Genomic DNA, 17,933 nt, shown 5'->3' with positions numbered 1-17,933 from the left:
AATATATTATGCGTGCATAGTATTTTTTATTATATTTGAAAACGATATAGTTACTTATGAAAGATAAAACGATAGATTATATTTTACGTGCCACCTGGCAAGCAGTGGCCAGAATGTATAATGAAGAAGCTTCGAAATACGATGCGAGCATGGCTACTGGGTTCGCTTTATTGAGTATTGATAAGGAAGGTGGGACGCCATCGACCTCATTAGGACCAAAAATGGGAATGGAAGCTACCAGCTTAACCAGAACCCTTAAATCTATGGAGGAAAAAGGCTTGATTATTCGCAAGAAAAATCCAGTGGATGGCCGTGGAGTATTGATTTACCTCACGGATTTTGGTAAAGAAAAAAGAGAATTGTCAAAAAATACGGTGTTGAAATTCAATGAAACGGTGAAACAAACTATTTCGGAAGAGAAACTGCAGCACTTTATTGAAGTTGCAGAAGCCATCAATGAATTAATTCAAGAGAAAAATATATTTACGCACACGAGCGCCAGCGAACTGGCGGAACAAACTGAAAAAACAGCGAATGACACCGCCAAAATTGAAATCCTTCAATAAAAATAGCGCTGTCATTTTCTAATGAAAATCAAATATTATTTATATGAAACGCACAATTAAAAAAGTTGCAGTGATTGGATCCGGAATTATGGGTTCAGGAATTGCTTGTCATTTTGCTAACATTGGAGTTGAAGTTCTGTTATTAGATATTGTTCCAAGAGAACTTACCGAAGCGGAAGCTAAAAAAGGACTGACTTTAGAAAGCAAAATCGTTAGAAACCGATTGGTAAATGAGCATTTGGCCAATTCCCTGAAATCGAAACCCTCTCCTATTTACAATCCAAAATTTGCCAGCAGAATTACTACTGGAAATACCACAGATGACATGGCGAAAATCGCTACTGTGGATTGGATTATTGAAGTTGTTGTAGAACGGTTAGACATCAAGAAAATGGTTTTTGAACAAATTGAAAAATTCAGAAAACCGGGAACTCTAGTAACTTCAAACACATCTGGAATTCCAATTCACTTTATGAGTGAAGGACGAAGCGACGATTTCCAAAAGCATTTCTGCGGGACACACTTTTTTAACCCTGCGCGTTATTTGAAATTATTCGAAATCATTCCTGGCCCGCACACAGCATCGGAAGTTTTGGATTTTCTTACGGATTATGGATCCAAATTCTTGGGTAAAACTTCGGTCGTGGCCAAAGATACTCCAGCGTTTATTGGAAACCGAATCGGGATTTATGGGATTCAAAGTTTGTTTCATTTAGTTAAAGAAATGGGATTGACGATTGAAGAAGTGGATAAATTGACCGGTCCAGTTATTGGAAGACCAAAATCAGCTACTTTCAGAACTGTTGACGTAGTTGGATTGGATACTTTGGTGCACGTTGCCAACGGAATCTACGAAAATTGTCCGAATGACGAGCAACACGATTTGTTTAAATTGCCGGATTTTGTCAACAAAATGATGGAGAACAAATGGTTGGGAAGCAAAACTGGTCAAGGTTTTTATAAAAAAGTAGACAAGGATATTTTATCATTGGATTTAGATACTTTAGAATATCGTCCGGCTAAAAGAGCGTCTTTCGCCACTTTAGAACTGACAAAAACGATTGATAAACCTATTGACCGTTTTAAAGTTTTGGTAAAAGGAAAAGATAAAGCAGGCGAATTTTACCGTAAAAGTTTTGCGGGAATGTTTGCTTACGTTTCCAACAGAATTCCTGAAATTTCAGATGAATTATACAAGATTGACGATGCCATGAAAGCCGGTTTTGGATGGGAAAATGGTCCTTTCGAAATTTGGGACGCCATTGGTGTTGCCAAAGGAATCGAAATGATGAAAGCGGAAGGCCTTGAACCAGCTGCTTGGGTAACTGATATGCTTGCTAATGGAACTAAAAGTTTCTATTCAATAAAAGAAGGTGCTACTTATTTTTATGATATTCCAACAAAATCTGCAACTAAGGTTCCTGGTCAGGATGCCTTTATTATCCTGAACAACATACGCGAAAGCAAAAAAGTGTGGAGCAATAGCGGCGCTATTATTCAAGATTTAGGAGATGGAATTTTGAACTTAGAATTCCAGTCTAAAATGAATACGATTGGTGGCGATGTTTTACAGGCGATCAACAAAGCGATTGACTTATCTGAAAAAGAATATCAAGGATTGGTTATTGGGAATCAGGCAGCGAATTTCTCTGTGGGTGCTAACATAGGAATGATTTTCATGATGGCCGTCGAGCAAGAATACGACGAGCTGAATATGGCCATCAAAATGTTCCAAGACACAATGATGCGCGTGCGCTACTCCGGAATTCCAGTTGTGGTTGCGCCACACGGAATGACTTTTGGCGGTGGTTGCGAAATGAGCTTACACGCTGATAAAGTTGTTGCTGCAGCCGAAACGTATATGGGATTAGTAGAATTTGGCGTTGGAGTTATTCCTGGCGGTGGCGGATCTAAAGAGATGGCATTGCGTGCTGCAGATTTATTCCATAAAAATGATGTGGAGTTGAACGTATTGCAAGAATATTTCTTGACGATCGCTATGGCAAAAGTATCTACTTCAGGTTACGAAGCTTTTGATACCGGACTTTTACAACACGGAAAAGATATCATCGTTGTGAATAAAGACCGTCAGATTGCTGAAGCAAAGAAACACGCTTTATTAATGGCAGAAGCAGGTTACACACAACCAATTCGCAGAAGCGACGTAAAAGTTCTTGGAAAACAAGCTTTGGGAATGTTCTTAGTAGGAACAGACCAAATGGAAGCCGGAAAATACATCTCGGAACACGACAAGAAAATCGCTAACAAACTAGCTTATGTTATGGCTGGTGGAGATTTATCAGAACCAACTTTAGTAACCGAACAATATTTATTGGATCTGGAACGTGAAGCATTCTTATCTCTTTGTACAGAAAGAAAAACATTAGAAAGAATCCAGTTTATGTTAACCAAAGGAAAACCGTTACGCAATTAGAAAATAGAACAAGGAGAATAGAATATAGATTAAAAACAAAATTTAAAGTCTATTATTTATTCTCTATATTCTCAACTCTTAAAAAAAAAAAATGAAAACAGCCTATATAGTAAAAGCATACAGAACAGCCGTGGGGAAAGCCCCAAAAGGCGTGTTTAGATTTAAACGTCCTGATGAATTGGCAGCAGAAACCATTCAGTTTATGATGAATGAGTTGCCTGATTTTGACAAAAAACGTATCGATGACGTGATGGTAGGAAATGCCATGCCAGAAGCAGAACAAGGACTAAACGTGGGACGATTAATTTCCTTAATGGGATTGAAAATCGAAGATGTACCAGGTGTAACCGTAAACCGTTATTGCGCGTCAGGATTAGAAACAATTGGTATGGCTACAGCCAAAATTCAATCGGGAATGGCAGATTGTATTATTGCCGGTGGTGCCGAGAGCATGAGTTTTATTCCAATGGGAGGGTACAAACCAACTCCGGATTATGCTGTTGCAAAAGCGGGGAACGAAGATTACTATTGGGGAATGGGGCTAACTGCAGAAGCTGTTGCCAAACAATTCAATGTGTCTCGTGCAGACCAAGATGAGTTTGCTTACAACTCACACCTGAAAGCTCTTAAAGCACAAGCCGAAGGCAAATTTGACAAACAAATTGTTCCTATTACGGTAGAACAAACATTTATCAATGAAAATGGTAAAAAAGAAACCAAATCCTATATCGTAAATAAAGATGAAGGCCCGAGAGCTGGAACTTCAGTAGAAGCTTTGGCTGGTTTACGTCCTGTTTTTGAAGAAGGCGGAAGTGTAACTGCCGGGAATTCTTCTCAAATGAGTGACGGAGCCGCTTTTGTTCTAATCATGAGCGAAGAAATGGTTAAGGAACTGAACCTTACTCCTATTGCTCGTTTGGTGAACTTCGCTTCGGCAGGAGTAGAACCAAGATTAATGGGAATTGGCCCGGTAAAAGCGATTCCAAAAGCATTGAAACAAGCAGGATTAACATTAAATGATGTTGATTTAATTGAATTAAACGAAGCTTTTGCATCACAATCGTTAGCCGTTATTCGTGAATTAGGATTGAATCCTGATATCGTAAACGTCAACGGTGGAGCAATTGCAATGGGACATCCACTGGGCTGTACCGGAGCAAAACTGTCTGTTCAACTCTTCGACGAAATGAAAAAAAGAGGCAACAAATACGGAATTGTGAGTATGTGTGTGGGAACTGGACAAGGAACTGCTGGGGTTTACGAACTTTTGTAGTCAAAGATTTCCATCCGTTTGTCATTCCGACAAAGAAGGAATCTTTACTATTAATGCAGAATTAGCTACTGAGATTCCTCCTTGTTTGGAATGACAATATTGACAATTCAATTTATAAATAAAATTCATCATTTAAAATAACAAGAAATGGCAGATACAATTGAAAAAAACGTAACCCGTGGCGGTCAGTTTTTAGTTAAACAAACAAAGTGCGAAGATATCTTTACACCAGAAGATTTTTCAGAAGAGCAATTAATGATGCGTGACTCTGTAAAAGAATTTGTAGATAAAGAATTGTGGGCACACAAAGATCGTTTTGAGAAAAAGGATTATGCGTATACACAAGAAACCATGAAAAAAGCTGGGGACTTAGGACTTTTAGGAGTTGCTGTACCTGAAGCTTATGGTGGATTAGGAATGGGATTTGTATCAACAATGTTGGTTTGTGATTATATTTCGGGAGCAACAGGTTCATTTTCAACTGCTTTTGGAGCACATACCGGAATTGGGACTATGCCAATAACTTTGTACGGAACAGAAGAACAAAAGCAAAAATACGTTCCTAAATTAGCTTCTGGCGAATGGTTTGGAGCCTATTGTTTGACAGAGCCAGGCGCAGGATCTGATGCTAATTCTGGAAAAACAAAAGCTGTTTTATCAGAAGATGGTACACATTACAAAATCACAGGACAAAAAATGTGGATTTCAAACGCTGGATTTTGTTCATTGTTTATCGTTTTTGCCCGTATTGGTGATGATAAAAATATCACTGGTTTTATCATAGAAAACACAGCTGATAACGGAATATCAATGGGCGAAGAAGAGCATAAATTAGGAATACGTGCTTCCTCTACGCGTCAGGTTTTCTTTAATGAAACAAAAGTTCCTGTAGAAAACATGTTGTCCGAAAGAGGAAACGGTTTCAAAATTGCCATGAACGCTTTGAATGTAGGTCGCATCAAATTAGCAGCTGCTTGTTTGGATGCACAGCGCAGAGTTATTTCAGGTTCAGTGAAATATGCTAATGAAAGAATCCAGTTCAATACTGCAATTTCTCAGTTTGGTGCTATCCGTGCAAAACTAGCAGAAATGGCTACAAGTTGTTACGCTGGAGAAAGCGCTTCCTACCGCGCTGCAAAAGATATTGAAGACAGAATTATAGCTCGTGAAGCCGAAGGAGTTTCACATCAGGAAGCAGAATTGAAAGGCGTTGAAGAATATGCTATTGAATGTTCAATCCTTAAAGTGGCCGTTTCTGAAGATGTACAAAATTGTGCTGATGAAGGTATTCAAATTTTTGGCGGAATGGGATTCTCTGAGGACACTCCGATGGAAAGTGCTTGGAGAGATGCCAGAATTGCCCGTATTTACGAAGGAACTAACGAAATCAACAGAATGCTTTCAGTAGGGATGCTGATTAAAAAAGCGATGAAAGGTCATGTTGATTTACTTGGACCTGCATCAAAAGTACAAGAAGAATTAATGGGAATTCCTTCTTTTGAAACTCCTGATTATTCTGAATTGTTTGCAGAAGAAAAAGAAATGATTGGCAAATTAAAAAAAGCATTCTTAATGGTAGCCGGTGGAGCTGTTCAAAAATATGGCCCGGATTTAGATGCACACCAACAGTTATTGATGGCCGCTTCAGATATTTTAATCGAAATCTATATGGCTGAAAGCACAATCCTTAGAACGGAGAAGTTAGCCAAAAAAGAAGGAGAAACTAAAGTACAAGAGCAAATTGCAATGGCCAAATTATACTTGTATAAAGCCGTAGATATTGTTACTCAAAAAGGAAAAGAAAGTGTTATTTCCTTTGCTGAAGGCGATGAACAACGTATGATGTTGATGGGACTACGTCGTTTTACTAAATATACAAATATGCCAAATGTTGTAGGATTAAGAGAAACAATAACGGTTAAATTAGTAACTGAAAATGAATATTGTTTTTAATTACAAAGATCTTTTTACTGCTTTAATTGATACAAAAACCACTCGCGACTGCGGGTGTTTTTTTGCTTTTATACCAATAAGATCTAAAGCGAAATACAAACTACTTCATTTTTATTACCTATATTTATCCTCAATCACTATTTAATTTCTTTTTAATGAATAAAAAAACAAGCTTATTTCTACTCGCATTTTCTTTTATTTCCACCATTTATGGACAGGAAAAGCCGAAATGGGATGTCGCAAAACCTGGAAAAGAATTCAATTACAAGGCCCATAAATTTACCACATCCGAAGGAACTTGGATGAACCTCGATGTGAGTCCAGACGGGAAAACTATCGTTTTTGATCTCTTGGGAGATATTTACCAAATGCCTATAACAGGCGGAACAGCAAAAATACTTCGTTCCGGTATTCCTTTTGAAGTACAACCCAGATTCAGCCCTGACGGAAAACACATTTCGTTCACTAGCGATGCTGGTGGTGGCGATAATATTTGGTTCATGAAAGCCGATGGAAGTGAAGTGAGACAAATCACTAAGGAAAATTTTCAACTACTGAACAATGCGACTTGGATGCCCAACGGCAATTATCTGGTAGCAAGAAAACACTTTACATCAAGCCGTTCTCTTGGCGCTGGTGAAATGTGGCAATACCACATTAGCGGTGGTAGTGGCGTACAATTGACCAAACGAAAAAACGACCAGCAAGATGTTAACGAACCCGTAATTTCTCCTGATGGCAAATACATGTATTACAGTGAAGACGTTTCTCCGGGTGGTTATTTCAAATACAATAAAGATCCTAACAGTGAAATCTATGCTATCAATCGTTATGATTTTGAAACGGGAGAAACAGAAAAAATTACGGGTGGTCCGGGAGGCGCCGCTCGACCACAAATTTCAAGAGATGGTAAACTGTTAGCGTATGTAAAACGAGTGCGTACCGCAACGGTTTTGTATGTTCATAATTTAGAAACAGGTGAAGAAGGTCCCGTTTATGATAAACTTAACAAAGATCAACAAGCCGCTTGGGCTTTGTTTGGTGTGTATCCCAATTTCAATTGGATGCCAAACAATGAAGACATTATAATTTGGACCGGAGGTAAAATTCAAAAAATAAATACAAAAACAAATCAGGTAACACAGATTCCTTTCACAGCCGATGTCGCTATTGACATTGCAGATCGGGTACATTCTGATACTCCAATAACTGACAATGACTTTACAGTAAAAATGATCCGTGATGCTGTAACCGCTCCCGATGGAAAAACAGTAGTCTTTAGAGCTTTAGGATATTTATGGACTAAAAGCTTGCCTAATGGAAGTCCAAAACGATTGACTACAGATACTGATTTTGAAGCAGAACCTACTTTTACCGCTAATGGTAAAGAGATAATTTATGTTAGTTGGAACGACACAAATTTAGGCGCTATCAGAAAAATTAATTTAGAAAGTAAAAAATCTGTTAAATTAACCTCTGAAAAAGGAATTTACAGAACACCAAGTCTCTCTCCTGACCAAAAAACAATTGTCTACGTCAAGGAAGGCGGAAATATGGATCAAGGTTTTGCTTTTTCAAAAAAACCAGGGATTTACACCATGAATGTTACAGGTGGCAAATCAAAATTTATTACCTCAAAAGGAGAATATCCTGTGTTTACTAAAGAAGGAAATCGTATTTTCTTCCAAACTGGGGGAGTCTTTTTTGGGGATTTAACCAAAGAACTCAAAAGTGTTGACCTTAACGGAAAAGAAGAACGCACCCATATTAAATCCAAATATGCTAACCGATTGGTGCCAAGTCCAGACAATCAGTGGATCGCTTTCACCCATTTACACAAAGCTTATGTGGCTCCATTAAACATCAACGGCCAAGAAGTAGATTTGGACGAAAAAACTACGAATGTACCTGTGTCAGAATTGTCAAAAGAGGCTGGAATTAATTTACATTGGTCTCCCAATAGCAAAAACGTGATGTGGATGTTAGGCAATACTTATTTTTCGAATGCCGTAAAAAACAGATTTACTTTTTTACCGGATTCACCTGAAAAAGTTGAAAAACCATCTGATATAGGTATTAAAATAGATTTAAAATCAAAAGTTGATAAACCAAAAGGCAGAATTGCCCTGACGAATGCTCGTATCATCACTATGGACGGCGACAAAGTGATTGAAAACGGTAGTATAATAATCAATGAAAATCGGATTGAGGCCATTGGTAATGCAAGTGACATTCGTATTCCTGAAACGGCTATGGTTTATGACCTGACTGGTAAAACTATTATGCCCGGAATGGTAGATGCTCATGCCCATGTAGGTGCTTTTCGTTATGGATTAACCACCCAACAAAATTGGCCTTTCTATGCAAATTTAGCCTTTGGAGTAACGACATCGCATGATCCGTCTTCTAACACGGAATCTATTTTTACCCTTTCGGAAATGGTAAAAAGTGGTGCCATTGTAGGACCCCGAATATATTCAACCGGATTTATTTTGTACGGTGCTGAAGGAGACTTTAAAGCAATTGTCAATACTATTGATGACGCTCGTTTTGCAGTAAAACGGACCAAAGTTTTTGGAGCACTTTCTGTAAAAAGCTATAATCAACCAAGACGTGACCAACGTCAACAGGTATTGCAAGCGGCCAGAGAAGAAGAAATTAATGTGGTACCAGAAGGCGGCTCGACCTTCTTTACTAACATGACCATGGTGATTGACGGTCATACCGGAGTGGAGCATAATATACCGGTGGCACCCGTTTATAAAGATGTACTCGAACTTTGGGGTACAAGTAAAGTAGGATATACTCCTACCCTAATCGTAAATTATGGCGGATTGAATGCCGAATATTATTGGTATCAAAAAACAAATGTTTGGGAAAACAAAAAACTACTCCAATTCACCCCAAGGGCCGTAATTGATTCCCGCTCGAGATACCGCATGATGGCTCCTGATGAAGATTATGAAAACGATCATATTCTTACGTCTAAAACCGTAAAAACGCTTGCTGATAATGGCGTAAAAGTCAATATGGGAGCACACGGACAGTTGCAAGGAATGGGAGCACACTGGGAATTATGGAGTATACAGCAAGGTGGAATGAGCAATTTAGAAAGTTTGAAAACAGCCACCATTAATGCAGCCAATTATATCGGAGCCGGAAAAGATATTGGTTCATTAGAAACCGGAAAATTGGCTGACATTTTAGTTTTGGATAAAAACCCATTAGAAAATATCCAAAACTCCAATACGTTATTGTATACCATCGCAAATGGCCGAATGTACGAATCCGAAACAATGAATGAAATAGGTAACGAACCTAAAAAAAGAGAAAATTTTTATTGGGAAAACAACGCATACAATGCTAATTTCCCATGGCATGAGGAGTCCAATAGCTTTATGCATCAACAATGTTGTAGTTCTGGCTTTAGCCACAACTAAGAATTAATTTTAAACTAAAAAAACCATTCGCAAAACGAATGGTTTTTTTGTTTAAATTCAACTTGTTAAAAAAGCAACTAATTACTTCATTTTTAAATACTTGTTAATTTCAGGATATGCCAATTCAAAATGAAATTTATATAATTTCCGTAAAAAAAATAGATATTCAAAATATCATTGTAGGTAAAACAAATCAAATTTTAAGTCTTTATTAACCCAAGTCGGTCTATTAATGATTATTTTTATACAAATATTTAATCCCTATTTAAGACTAACAAATAAATTATGGAAAATAATAATACACGAAGAAATTTTTTAAAAAAAACGGCCCTATTGTCTACAGGTACAATTATTGGCTCTGGATTATTCAATGCTGCATTTGCTGCCCAGCCAGTACTGCAAATTGACAATCAACCCTATGAAGCAGCTTTCACAGATACTCCTGGAACCTACAGTCTTCCTAAATTAGGTTATAGCTATAATGAATTAGAGCCTCATATTGATAAAGCTACAATGGAAATTCACTACAGCAAACACCATCAAGCTTATGTGACAAATTTGAATAAAGCCATTGATACTTTGGATAAAAACTTAATTGATTATTCAAAATCTTTAGAAAATATCTTTGAAAAAATGTCTAAATTCCCAGAAGCCATTCGGAATAACGGAGGCGGACATTACAATCACAGCTTGTTTTGGAGTTTAATGAAACCTAATGGTGGTGGTATTCCAAAAGGCAAATTGGCAGCAGCCATAACCACAACTTTTGGTTCTTTTGATGAATTCAAGAAACAATTTAGTGATGCATCTATGAAAAGATTTGGTTCCGGTTGGGCCTGGTTAGTGGTGCAAGACGGAAAATTAGTAATAGGTTCTACGGCAAACCAAGACAATCCTTTGATGCGATTACGAGGGAAGGGACTTAAAGGAAAACCCGTTTTAGCTTTAGATGTCTGGGAACATGCGTATTATCTTAAAAATCAAAACCGAAGAGCTGATTATATAAACTCTTTTTGGAATGTAGTTGATTGGGATGCTGCCGAAAACTTATTTAATTCTTAAAAAACAATAAAAGCCCTGAATTAAAAAGTAGGATTCCGGGTTTTTTATTTAAAAAAAAGGGGCCTCTGAGACTTCATTTTTTAATAATTATTCATTAGAAATCCGTACTGTTCAAAATTAAAAAAACCAATACTAATTAAAAGTAATATCTGTGTTAAACTAAAAAACAGAAGTTAAAATTACGAAAAAAAGTATAGCTTTGTACCTTCAAATTAAAGCAATGATTAACCCTTCAGCATCAGGTTGGATAGATAAATTTTTTATTGAACAAAAGTTTTCAAAAGAAACGGTTTCAAAAACTACCGATATATTTTATCAAAAAGTTAGAGAAACAGGTTTTATATATGGCCATATCATTGCATTTGAAACTGTAGCACCTATTGAAACTAAGGGTTGGTTCAAAGAAGAGATTTCAAAAGTCGCACTTTTAAATACTTTGCATGCAGTTTTTTGTTTAACAAATGAAAATATCAGCCCTGATAATTTCATTAAACAAGCCGTTACTTTTTACAATCAAATGAATCCTCAAGGCTTTAACCTATTTAAAAAAATACTGCCAAAGAATTCTCCTGCTTTAACTTTAGAAAAAATAATTGATGAGCGTGTTCAAACAAATGATAGCATCATCAGTAAAAATTTTTCTCACCTAGTAACTAATGCCTTACTGTTTATTGATGTCTTGGCCTTTCGCCAATACTTAATTCATGGCGAAATTCCGGAAAAGTATTTAAAAAAGATCGAGGAAACTATTGTAAATGTGGTCACACTTGCTTTAAAAATTAAAACAAAAAAATCTCAATACGATGATTTATTAATCAAGCTTTTTGAAGCTTCTATTCGCTACAGTAAATTCTCTAAGGTGTCAGTACAAAGCTTAGAGACACTTGAACTAGATTATTTTTCAAATGACTTAGAAAAATACTATTTGATAGATCTTGCAGGAATGGCTTTATGGAGTGATGGAGAAATTGAAGATAATGAAGCTTATTTTTTGCATTCACTGGCTAAAACGGTTTCGATCCCGGATGGTTTTTCGGATGAAAGTATCCGCAATACGAATGCCTTTATTACGAAACATAAAAAGGAAATTCCTTATTTTAATTATTCAAATCCAGTAAAACATTTTTATGCCCAAACGACTCAAAGTGTGGTCACACTGATTAGTCGTAATAAGAACAGATTGTCTAAGGAAATCGCACAAAGTAAGGAGTTAATGGTACTATTAGCCTACTCTACTCGCAGGGATTTAGACGAGAAAGAGAAGAAAAAAGTCAAGAAACAATTACTGGAAATTTGCAAAACCATTCCGTCGTTGACTATATTCCTTCTTCCTGGCGGTAGCTTATTGCTGCCTATTTTAATTAAATTTATACCTCAACTACTACCCTCCGCTTTTAACGAAAATCTTGATGACGAATAAAAAAAGCCACTAAGAGCGGCTTTTATTTATTACAAATTTTGGGGATTAAAATTTCAACTGATAGACTTCATCCAAATCTTTTTCGGAACTGATATTCACCTCTAAATCCGTTACAAAACCGGAATTAAGACCATAAGCCCATCCGTGTAAGGTTAAGTCCTGACCATTTCGCCATGCTGCCTGAACAATTGAAGTTTTAGCCAAATCATAAACTTGTTCTTTAACATTCAATTCTACAAAAGTGTTGAATCGCTCTGTTTCATCTAAAATAGAATCTAAGTAGGCACTGTGCAAACGATAGACATCTTTTATGTGACGAATCCAGTTGTCAATGATGCCAATAGAATCATTACCCATAGCTGCTTTGACACCGCCGCAACCATAATGTCCGCATACCAGTACATGTTTTACTTTTAATACATTTACTGCGTAATCCAGTACACTCAACATATTCATATCTGAATGAACCACCATATTAGCAATATTTCTATGAACAAAAACTTCGCCTGGTTTAGCTCCTATAATTTCATTTGCAGGAACCCTGCTGTCAGAACAGCCTATCCATAATAAGGGTGGTGTTTGCCCTTTGGCCAGGTCTTCAAAATAATTAGGATCAGAAGCCAAAGATGTTTCTACCCATTTTTCATTATTTTCCAGTATTTTTTTATAAAAATCACTCATAATCGTTGTGTACTTATTTTGTTTATATCCTTACTTAGTGACAAATTAATGCTTTGTAAAGGACTCATTTTTAAATTTATTAGTGCGAAATTAATTTTTATTTTTAGTGAATTCTTCGTCAGGCACCTCTCGTTTAACCATTACCCTTTTTGCTGCATCATAATAATGCTCAATAGTTACATGGTTTTTGGTTTCTTGAGTATTTTCTAAATCATAGGCTTTTTTAAATCCTTTGAGTTTGACTTTTATATTATGATCTATAGCTCTTGTTGTTTTGAATTCATATATCAAATCTAAAATGTCATGCGCTATATACACGGTGTCTTTGGCATCAATTATCACTTTAGAATTTTCAGGAATCTCGTTTAAAGTATATTTGATGGCTGCTTTGTTCAAAAAAGAAACTTCTTGCGCCAAATCAATGTGGATAACATCACCATCTTCATATTCTTCTTTTCTAAAACTGTAAGCTCTTTTCAGGTTTCCTTTTAAAACAAAAATAATACTGATGACAATTCCTAATGCCACCCCTTTTAATAAATCCGTAAAAACAACTGCTAATAGAGTCGCAATAAAAGGAACAAATTGATATTTCCCTTTTTCCAAAAAATGTTTGAAAGTGGCTGGTTTAGCTAACTTGTAACCAACCAAAATTAAAATTGCGGCTAATGTAGCCAATGGAATTTTATTCAGGATAACAGGAATTACAAGTACACTCACTAATAATAGTACCCCATGAATTATAGTAGACATCTTTGATTTAGCACCTGAATTAGAATTTGCTGAGGTACGCACAATTACCGAGGTCAAGGGAAGACCTCCTAGAAGTGAGCTTATCACATTTCCAACACCTTGTGCTTTCAATTCCATATTAGTGTGCGTATAACGTCTTTGAATATCCATTCGGTCTGCTGCTTCAATACTCAATAACGTTTCTATCGAAGCGACTATTGCAATAGTAAAGGCTACTATCCAAACTTTTGGATTCGAAATCCCAGAAAAATTGGGAGTAACTATAATCGTCTTAAATTCCTCCAGACTGGTAGGAACCGGTAAAGAAACTAAATGCTCGTTAGTAATAGCCCACGGACTTCCTGTTCTGATGAAAATCTCATTCAAAACAACACCTAAAACTACAGCAACCAATGCACCAGGAACTAATTTTAAATCCTTCAAAAAAGGGACTTTATTCCAGGAAATCAATACCGCTACAGAGATTAAAGTGATAATTATAGATCCAACCTGAATATAATCAAAAATATTTAATAAGGTTGAAAATGTATTACCTCCGTCCTTTTGCATAAAAGCTAAATCGCCTTCAAAATCGCTATCGTATCCAAAGGCATGAGGCAATTGTTTTAAAATAATTATAATTCCAATACCGGCCAGCATTCCTTCGATGACATTTGTTGGAAAATAATTAGATATACTTCCTGCTTTAAGAAATCCTAGAACTAATTGTATTAGACCTGCTATAAAAACAGCCGTCAAAAAAACATCAAATGCACCTAAATCCGTTATTGCGATAAGAACAATTGCGGTAAGACCTGCTGCAGGGCCTGAAACACTGATGTGTGATGTACTTAAATACCCAACGACAATTCCTCCAACAATTCCTGAAATAATTCCTGAAAATAATGGAGCACCCGAAGCCATTGCAATACCCAAACACAAGGGCAAAGCTACTAAAAAAACCACTAATCCTGATGCAAAATCAGATTTAAGGGTAGCAAAAAGATTAATTTTTCTTGTCATAATACCAAACTAAAGATTGAATACAAAGAGCTGTTTTCACGTTGAAAGTATGTGAAAATTGATTTAAGAAACACTAAAACCAACACTGTCTTAAACTTGGTTGGGTGGTAGTATAAATATAGAAGAGGTAATATTATCATGCTTTGATAAATTTTCAGAAAGAATAGCACTAGAAGATAATTTTGTTGCAATAATTATTTCCAAAGAAGATTCAGAACTAAATAATACTTTAATTTCTTTGTGAACGTGTTCCTCTTCAGAAAAACTATAGAAAACAGAGATATCTGAACTTTTCTCAATCACCGCAACAATAGTTGGGGTGACAAGGAAAGCTAAAAATAGAATTAAAAATATTTTAGATATCATTTTCATTGTCGCAAAAATAGAATTTAGTTTATAATAAAAGTAACAGTTTTTATTTATTTTAAAAAAAATAAAATTCAAAAAAAAACCAGATAAAAATGCATCATTTTTATCTGGTTTTTTTTTGAATTTTAAGTGTTACAAACTTTCTTCAAGCCAGGCCTGCATCATCCAGATTGTCTTTTCTTGTTCAGAAATGAAATCACTCATCATCGCATTTGTACCTTCATCATTGATTTGTGCCGATTTGTCAAGAATTACTCTTTCAATCTTTAATAAATGAGATAGTGATGTAACAATTAAATGTACTGCTTTTTCATCATTTGAAATATTTTTACCAACTACTAATTGATTGTTTTTTATATAGTCTTCAAACGTATGGAGCGGCGTTCCACCAACAGTGAGAACTCTTTCAGCAATTAAATCAATTTTTATTTGAGAATCCGTGTATAATTGCTCAAATTTTACATGCAAATCAAAAAAACGCTTTCCTCTAATATTCCAATGAATTCCTCTTAAATTTTGATAATATACTTGGAAATTAGCTAACAAAACATTTAGTTCAGTTGCTATTAATTCTGACTCTTTTACCGGTAAACCTAAAATATTTGTTTTCATTTTAATGTTGTTTTATATTTATTTCCGTTATATGACAAATTTAGTGTAAGATTAACGAAAAACACTATAATAAAAAGTTATTGTTTTATTAAATTTGTATCAGATATAATTATAACCATGACAATTACTCAATTAAAATACGTACTTGCAGTAGCTGAACACAAGAATTTCACTCTTGCTGCAGAAAAATGTTTTGTTACTCAACCTACACTGAGTATGCAAATTCAAAAAATAGAAGAAGAATTAAGTATTCAAATATTTGACCGTACCAAAAAACCAATCCAGCTAACTGATATCGGGTATAAAATTGTAAACCAGGCAAAAAATATAGTCAATGAAGCTGATAGAATACAAGATATTGTTGAACAACAAAAAGGTTTTATAGGCGGTGAATTTAGATTAGGCATCATTCCAACAATCATGCCTACTTTATTGCCAATGTTTCTAAATAATTTTATAAAAAAATATCCAAAAGTAAAACTTATTATTGAAGAGTTAAATACCGAAGAAATTATTATTAAACTCAATAATGGACACCTGGACGCTGCAATTGCCGCAACTCCTTTGATGGAAGAAAAAATTAAAGAAATAGTCTTGTATTTCGAACCTTTTGTTGCGTACATCCCTGAAAACCACCATAATTTTCAAAAAGAAGAAATAGAAGTTTCAGATTTAAACTTGGATGAAATTTTATTATTACAAGACGGACATTGTTTTAGAGAAGGAATTTTAAACTTATGCAAGAGTACTGGTAAAAATGAAATCAACCATTTTCAAATACAAAGTGGCAGTTTTGAAACCTTGATAAAACTAGCTGATGAAGGTCTGGGAACAACGCTGCTTCCTTATTTGCATACCTTAGATTTAAAAGAAAAAGACAAGCTAAAACTTCGTCATTTTAAAGAACCTAAGCCTGCAAGAGAAGTCAGTTTGATTTTTCCTAAAAGCGAATTAAAAATTCAAATAATAGATGCACTTCGAAATACCATAACAGGAGTTGTAAAAGGAGCAATTGTTTTTCAAAATGTTCAGATAATAAGTCCCATCGCAAAAAAATAAAAAAAGGAACCGTTTATGGTTCCTTTTTTACTATGAATTTACTATTAGTAAACAGTGCTTTAGTTCCGGTTTACCAATAGTGAAATTTAATAACCACTCCCGTAATTGATCCATTTCATAGGGCAATAATGTCTTAATAGCTTTTTCTAATTCTTTGCTAAAAAGCATAACATCAAAGCTTACTCTTTCTAAAACTGATTTAGTATAATCATACATGATTTTCGACATAATTAATGAAGATTTTAGGTTAGATTTTAATTGAAAGTGATGTAAAAATACATTTTTTACAACTAGAACATAGTTATTTAACGTAGTTTTTAGTTTTTTTATTTTTCGTACTACTTTTGATCAAAAATATAATATATTATTGATAATAAGCCACTTAACAAACATTTATTTTTTAGTAGCTCTGAACATTTCTCTTTTTCCTGGTGGTCCGGCTAATTTTTCAACCGTAAAACCTACTTCTAACATGCTCCTTTTTACAACTCCTCTGGCTGCATAAGTCACTAAAACTCCATTACTTTTCAGTGCTGTATGCATTCTTTTAAAAATATCCGTACTCCATAATTCAGGCTGCACTCTGTAACCAAAAGCATCAAAGTAAATCAAATCAAATGTGTTATTGTCGTCAATTACTTCAAAAAACTGCTTTCTTTTAGTCAACAAAAAATCATTACTAAGCGCTATTTTCTCTCCCCAGACACTTTGATGCATTGCTATAAAAATGTCACTTTCTTGAGCAGCATTCAACTCTGTAACATAATTCATACATAAAACTTCGTCAGGAGATATAGGATATGCCTCTACGCCAACATAATCGATAGACTGATTCATTTTTTTTGCTTCTAATAAGGTAATAAAAGCATTCAATCCGGTACCAAAACCAATTTCTAAAATAGAAACCGCTTTATTTTGAAATAAGGAAAGTCCGTTTTTAATAAAGACATGTTGCGCTTCCTGAATGGCTCCATGTTTAGAATGATAACACTCATCCCATTCCTCTATTCGTATGGTTGTGGAACCATCAAGTGTTTGTATTATTTCTCTTTTCAAAATTATTATTTGAGGTTATTTGAAGTTTTATAATTATATGAGCAGTCCAAATTTAATCAAAACTAAAATGATTGTCCTAAATAAAGTACATTTATTATGCAAATCCCATAAAATTGATGCTGATTTTTTCTGTTTTTTCAAAAATAAATAAATCGTACGTAAAGGCTATAATTAATGGTGTTTTGTCAAGTATTTTAGTGATTTTTATTTAATTTTGCAATTATTAAAGTTCTTTTTGCATAATCAAGATTTT

At 35.1% G+C, this 17,933-nt stretch carries 14 protein-coding genes; 8 read left to right on the top strand and 6 right to left on the bottom strand.

Annotated features, from left to right (window positions below; translation table 11 throughout):
- Positions 1 to 56: 56 nt before the first annotated feature.
- From EKL98_RS05420 to EKL98_RS05390, 7 genes are all read left to right on the top strand, one after another.
- Positions 57 to 566 (top strand): MarR family winged helix-turn-helix transcriptional regulator, encoded by a 510-nt coding sequence (locus EKL98_RS05420; RefSeq protein ID WP_231507419.1) that lies wholly within the window; start codon positions 57 to 59, stop codon positions 564 to 566.
- Between the two features lie 43 nt (positions 567 to 609).
- Entirely contained in the window at positions 610 to 3,000 is a 2,391-nt protein-coding gene (locus EKL98_RS05415; RefSeq protein WP_126455655.1) for a 3-hydroxyacyl-CoA dehydrogenase/enoyl-CoA hydratase family protein, read from the top strand.
- 91 nt (positions 3,001 to 3,091) lie between these two features.
- A complete protein-coding gene (locus tag EKL98_RS05410) occupies positions 3,092 to 4,273 on the top strand; it encodes a thiolase family protein (RefSeq protein ID WP_126460675.1) in 1,182 nt (393 codons plus the stop codon).
- Positions 4,274 to 4,420: 147 nt separating this feature from the next.
- Positions 4,421 to 6,226, top strand: coding sequence for an acyl-CoA dehydrogenase family protein (locus EKL98_RS05405; RefSeq protein WP_126561734.1), 1,806 nt, complete (start codon positions 4,421 to 4,423; stop codon positions 6,224 to 6,226).
- A 155-nt stretch (positions 6,227 to 6,381) separates the two neighbouring features.
- Positions 6,382 to 9,666: an amidohydrolase family protein gene (locus tag EKL98_RS05400; protein ID WP_126561733.1), complete on the top strand. Its 3,285-nt coding sequence runs from the start codon at positions 6,382 to 6,384 to the stop codon at positions 9,664 to 9,666.
- Between the two features lie 285 nt (positions 9,667 to 9,951).
- Positions 9,952 to 10,728: a superoxide dismutase gene (locus tag EKL98_RS05395; RefSeq protein WP_126561732.1), complete on the top strand. Its 777-nt coding sequence runs from the start codon at positions 9,952 to 9,954 to the stop codon at positions 10,726 to 10,728.
- 220 nt (positions 10,729 to 10,948) lie between these two features.
- On the top strand, positions 10,949 to 12,148 hold the full coding sequence (locus EKL98_RS05390) for an LETM1-related biofilm-associated protein (protein WP_126460662.1): 1,200 nt from the start codon (positions 10,949 to 10,951) through the stop codon (positions 12,146 to 12,148).
- A 45-nt stretch (positions 12,149 to 12,193) separates the two neighbouring features.
- Here the strand turns inward: EKL98_RS05390 and can are convergent, their stop codons facing one another.
- The 4 genes from can to EKL98_RS05370 all read right to left on the bottom strand — a co-directional run bounded on the left by can (position 12,194) and on the right by EKL98_RS05370 (position 15,565).
- Positions 12,194 to 12,829 carry a carbonate dehydratase gene (can, locus tag EKL98_RS05385; protein ID WP_126561731.1) on the bottom strand — a complete coding sequence of 212 codons (636 nt, stop codon included), beginning with the start codon at positions 12,827 to 12,829 and terminating at the stop codon, positions 12,194 to 12,196.
- Between the two features lie 90 nt (positions 12,830 to 12,919).
- Positions 12,920 to 14,584: a SulP family inorganic anion transporter gene (locus EKL98_RS05380; RefSeq protein WP_126561730.1), complete on the bottom strand. Its 1,665-nt coding sequence runs from the start codon at positions 14,582 to 14,584 to the stop codon at positions 12,920 to 12,922.
- 90 nt (positions 14,585 to 14,674) lie between these two features.
- On the bottom strand, positions 14,675 to 14,950 hold the full coding sequence (locus EKL98_RS05375; RefSeq protein WP_231507420.1) for a hypothetical protein: 276 nt from the start codon (positions 14,948 to 14,950) through the stop codon (positions 14,675 to 14,677).
- 135 nt (positions 14,951 to 15,085) lie between these two features.
- Complete coding sequence (locus tag EKL98_RS05370) at positions 15,086 to 15,565, bottom strand: Dps family protein (protein WP_126460653.1); 480 nt, start codon at positions 15,563 to 15,565, stop codon at positions 15,086 to 15,088.
- Between the two features lie 117 nt (positions 15,566 to 15,682).
- On the opposite strand from EKL98_RS05370, the gene EKL98_RS05365 reads away from it, so the two are divergent.
- Positions 15,683 to 16,624: a LysR substrate-binding domain-containing protein gene (locus EKL98_RS05365; RefSeq protein WP_126460650.1), complete on the top strand. Its 942-nt coding sequence runs from the start codon at positions 15,683 to 15,685 to the stop codon at positions 16,622 to 16,624.
- 30 nt (positions 16,625 to 16,654) lie between these two features.
- Here EKL98_RS05365 and EKL98_RS05360 read toward each other — a convergent pair whose 3' ends face one another.
- Entirely contained in the window at positions 16,655 to 16,852 is a 198-nt protein-coding gene (locus EKL98_RS05360; protein WP_126455626.1) for a hypothetical protein, read from the bottom strand.
- Positions 16,853 to 17,017: 165 nt separating this feature from the next.
- Entirely contained in the window at positions 17,018 to 17,680 is a 663-nt protein-coding gene (gene mnmD, locus EKL98_RS05355) for a tRNA (5-methylaminomethyl-2-thiouridine)(34)-methyltransferase MnmD (protein ID WP_126460647.1), read from the bottom strand.
- Positions 17,681 to 17,933: the final 253 nt, after the last annotated feature.

The organism is Flavobacterium bomense (assembly GCF_003970355.1).
The sequence above is the reverse complement of the archived record's forward strand: the minus strand, read 5'-3'. Positions and strand labels throughout refer to the sequence as shown.

Bases quoted from the DNA above. Each gene is read 5' to 3' on its own strand.
- EKL98_RS05365 (WP_126460650.1), top strand. From the start codon at position 15,683: ATGACAATTACTCAATTAAAATACGTACTTGCAGTAGCTGAACACAAG.
- EKL98_RS05380 (WP_126561730.1), bottom strand. From the start codon at position 14,584: ATGACAAGAAAAATTAATCTTTTTGCTACCCTTAAATCTGATTTTGCA.
- EKL98_RS05390 (WP_126460662.1), top strand. From the start codon at position 10,949: ATGATTAACCCTTCAGCATCAGGTTGGATAGATAAATTTTTTATTGAA.
- can (WP_126561731.1), bottom strand. From the start codon at position 12,829: ATGAGTGATTTTTATAAAAAAATACTGGAAAATAATGAAAAATGGGTA.
- EKL98_RS05370 (WP_126460653.1), bottom strand. From the start codon at position 15,565: ATGAAAACAAATATTTTAGGTTTACCGGTAAAAGAGTCAGAATTAATA.
- EKL98_RS05405 (WP_126561734.1), top strand. From the start codon at position 4,421: ATGGCAGATACAATTGAAAAAAACGTAACCCGTGGCGGTCAGTTTTTA.
- EKL98_RS05415 (WP_126455655.1), top strand. From the start codon at position 610: ATGAAACGCACAATTAAAAAAGTTGCAGTGATTGGATCCGGAATTATG.
- EKL98_RS05410 (WP_126460675.1), top strand. From the start codon at position 3,092: ATGAAAACAGCCTATATAGTAAAAGCATACAGAACAGCCGTGGGGAAA.
- EKL98_RS05360 (WP_126455626.1), bottom strand. From the start codon at position 16,852: ATGTCGAAAATCATGTATGATTATACTAAATCAGTTTTAGAAAGAGTA.
- EKL98_RS05395 (WP_126561732.1), top strand. From the start codon at position 9,952: ATGGAAAATAATAATACACGAAGAAATTTTTTAAAAAAAACGGCCCTA.
- EKL98_RS05420 (WP_231507419.1), top strand. From the start codon at position 57: ATGAAAGATAAAACGATAGATTATATTTTACGTGCCACCTGGCAAGCA.
- EKL98_RS05375 (WP_231507420.1), bottom strand. From the start codon at position 14,950: ATGATATCTAAAATATTTTTAATTCTATTTTTAGCTTTCCTTGTCACC.
- EKL98_RS05400 (WP_126561733.1), top strand. From the start codon at position 6,382: ATGAATAAAAAAACAAGCTTATTTCTACTCGCATTTTCTTTTATTTCC.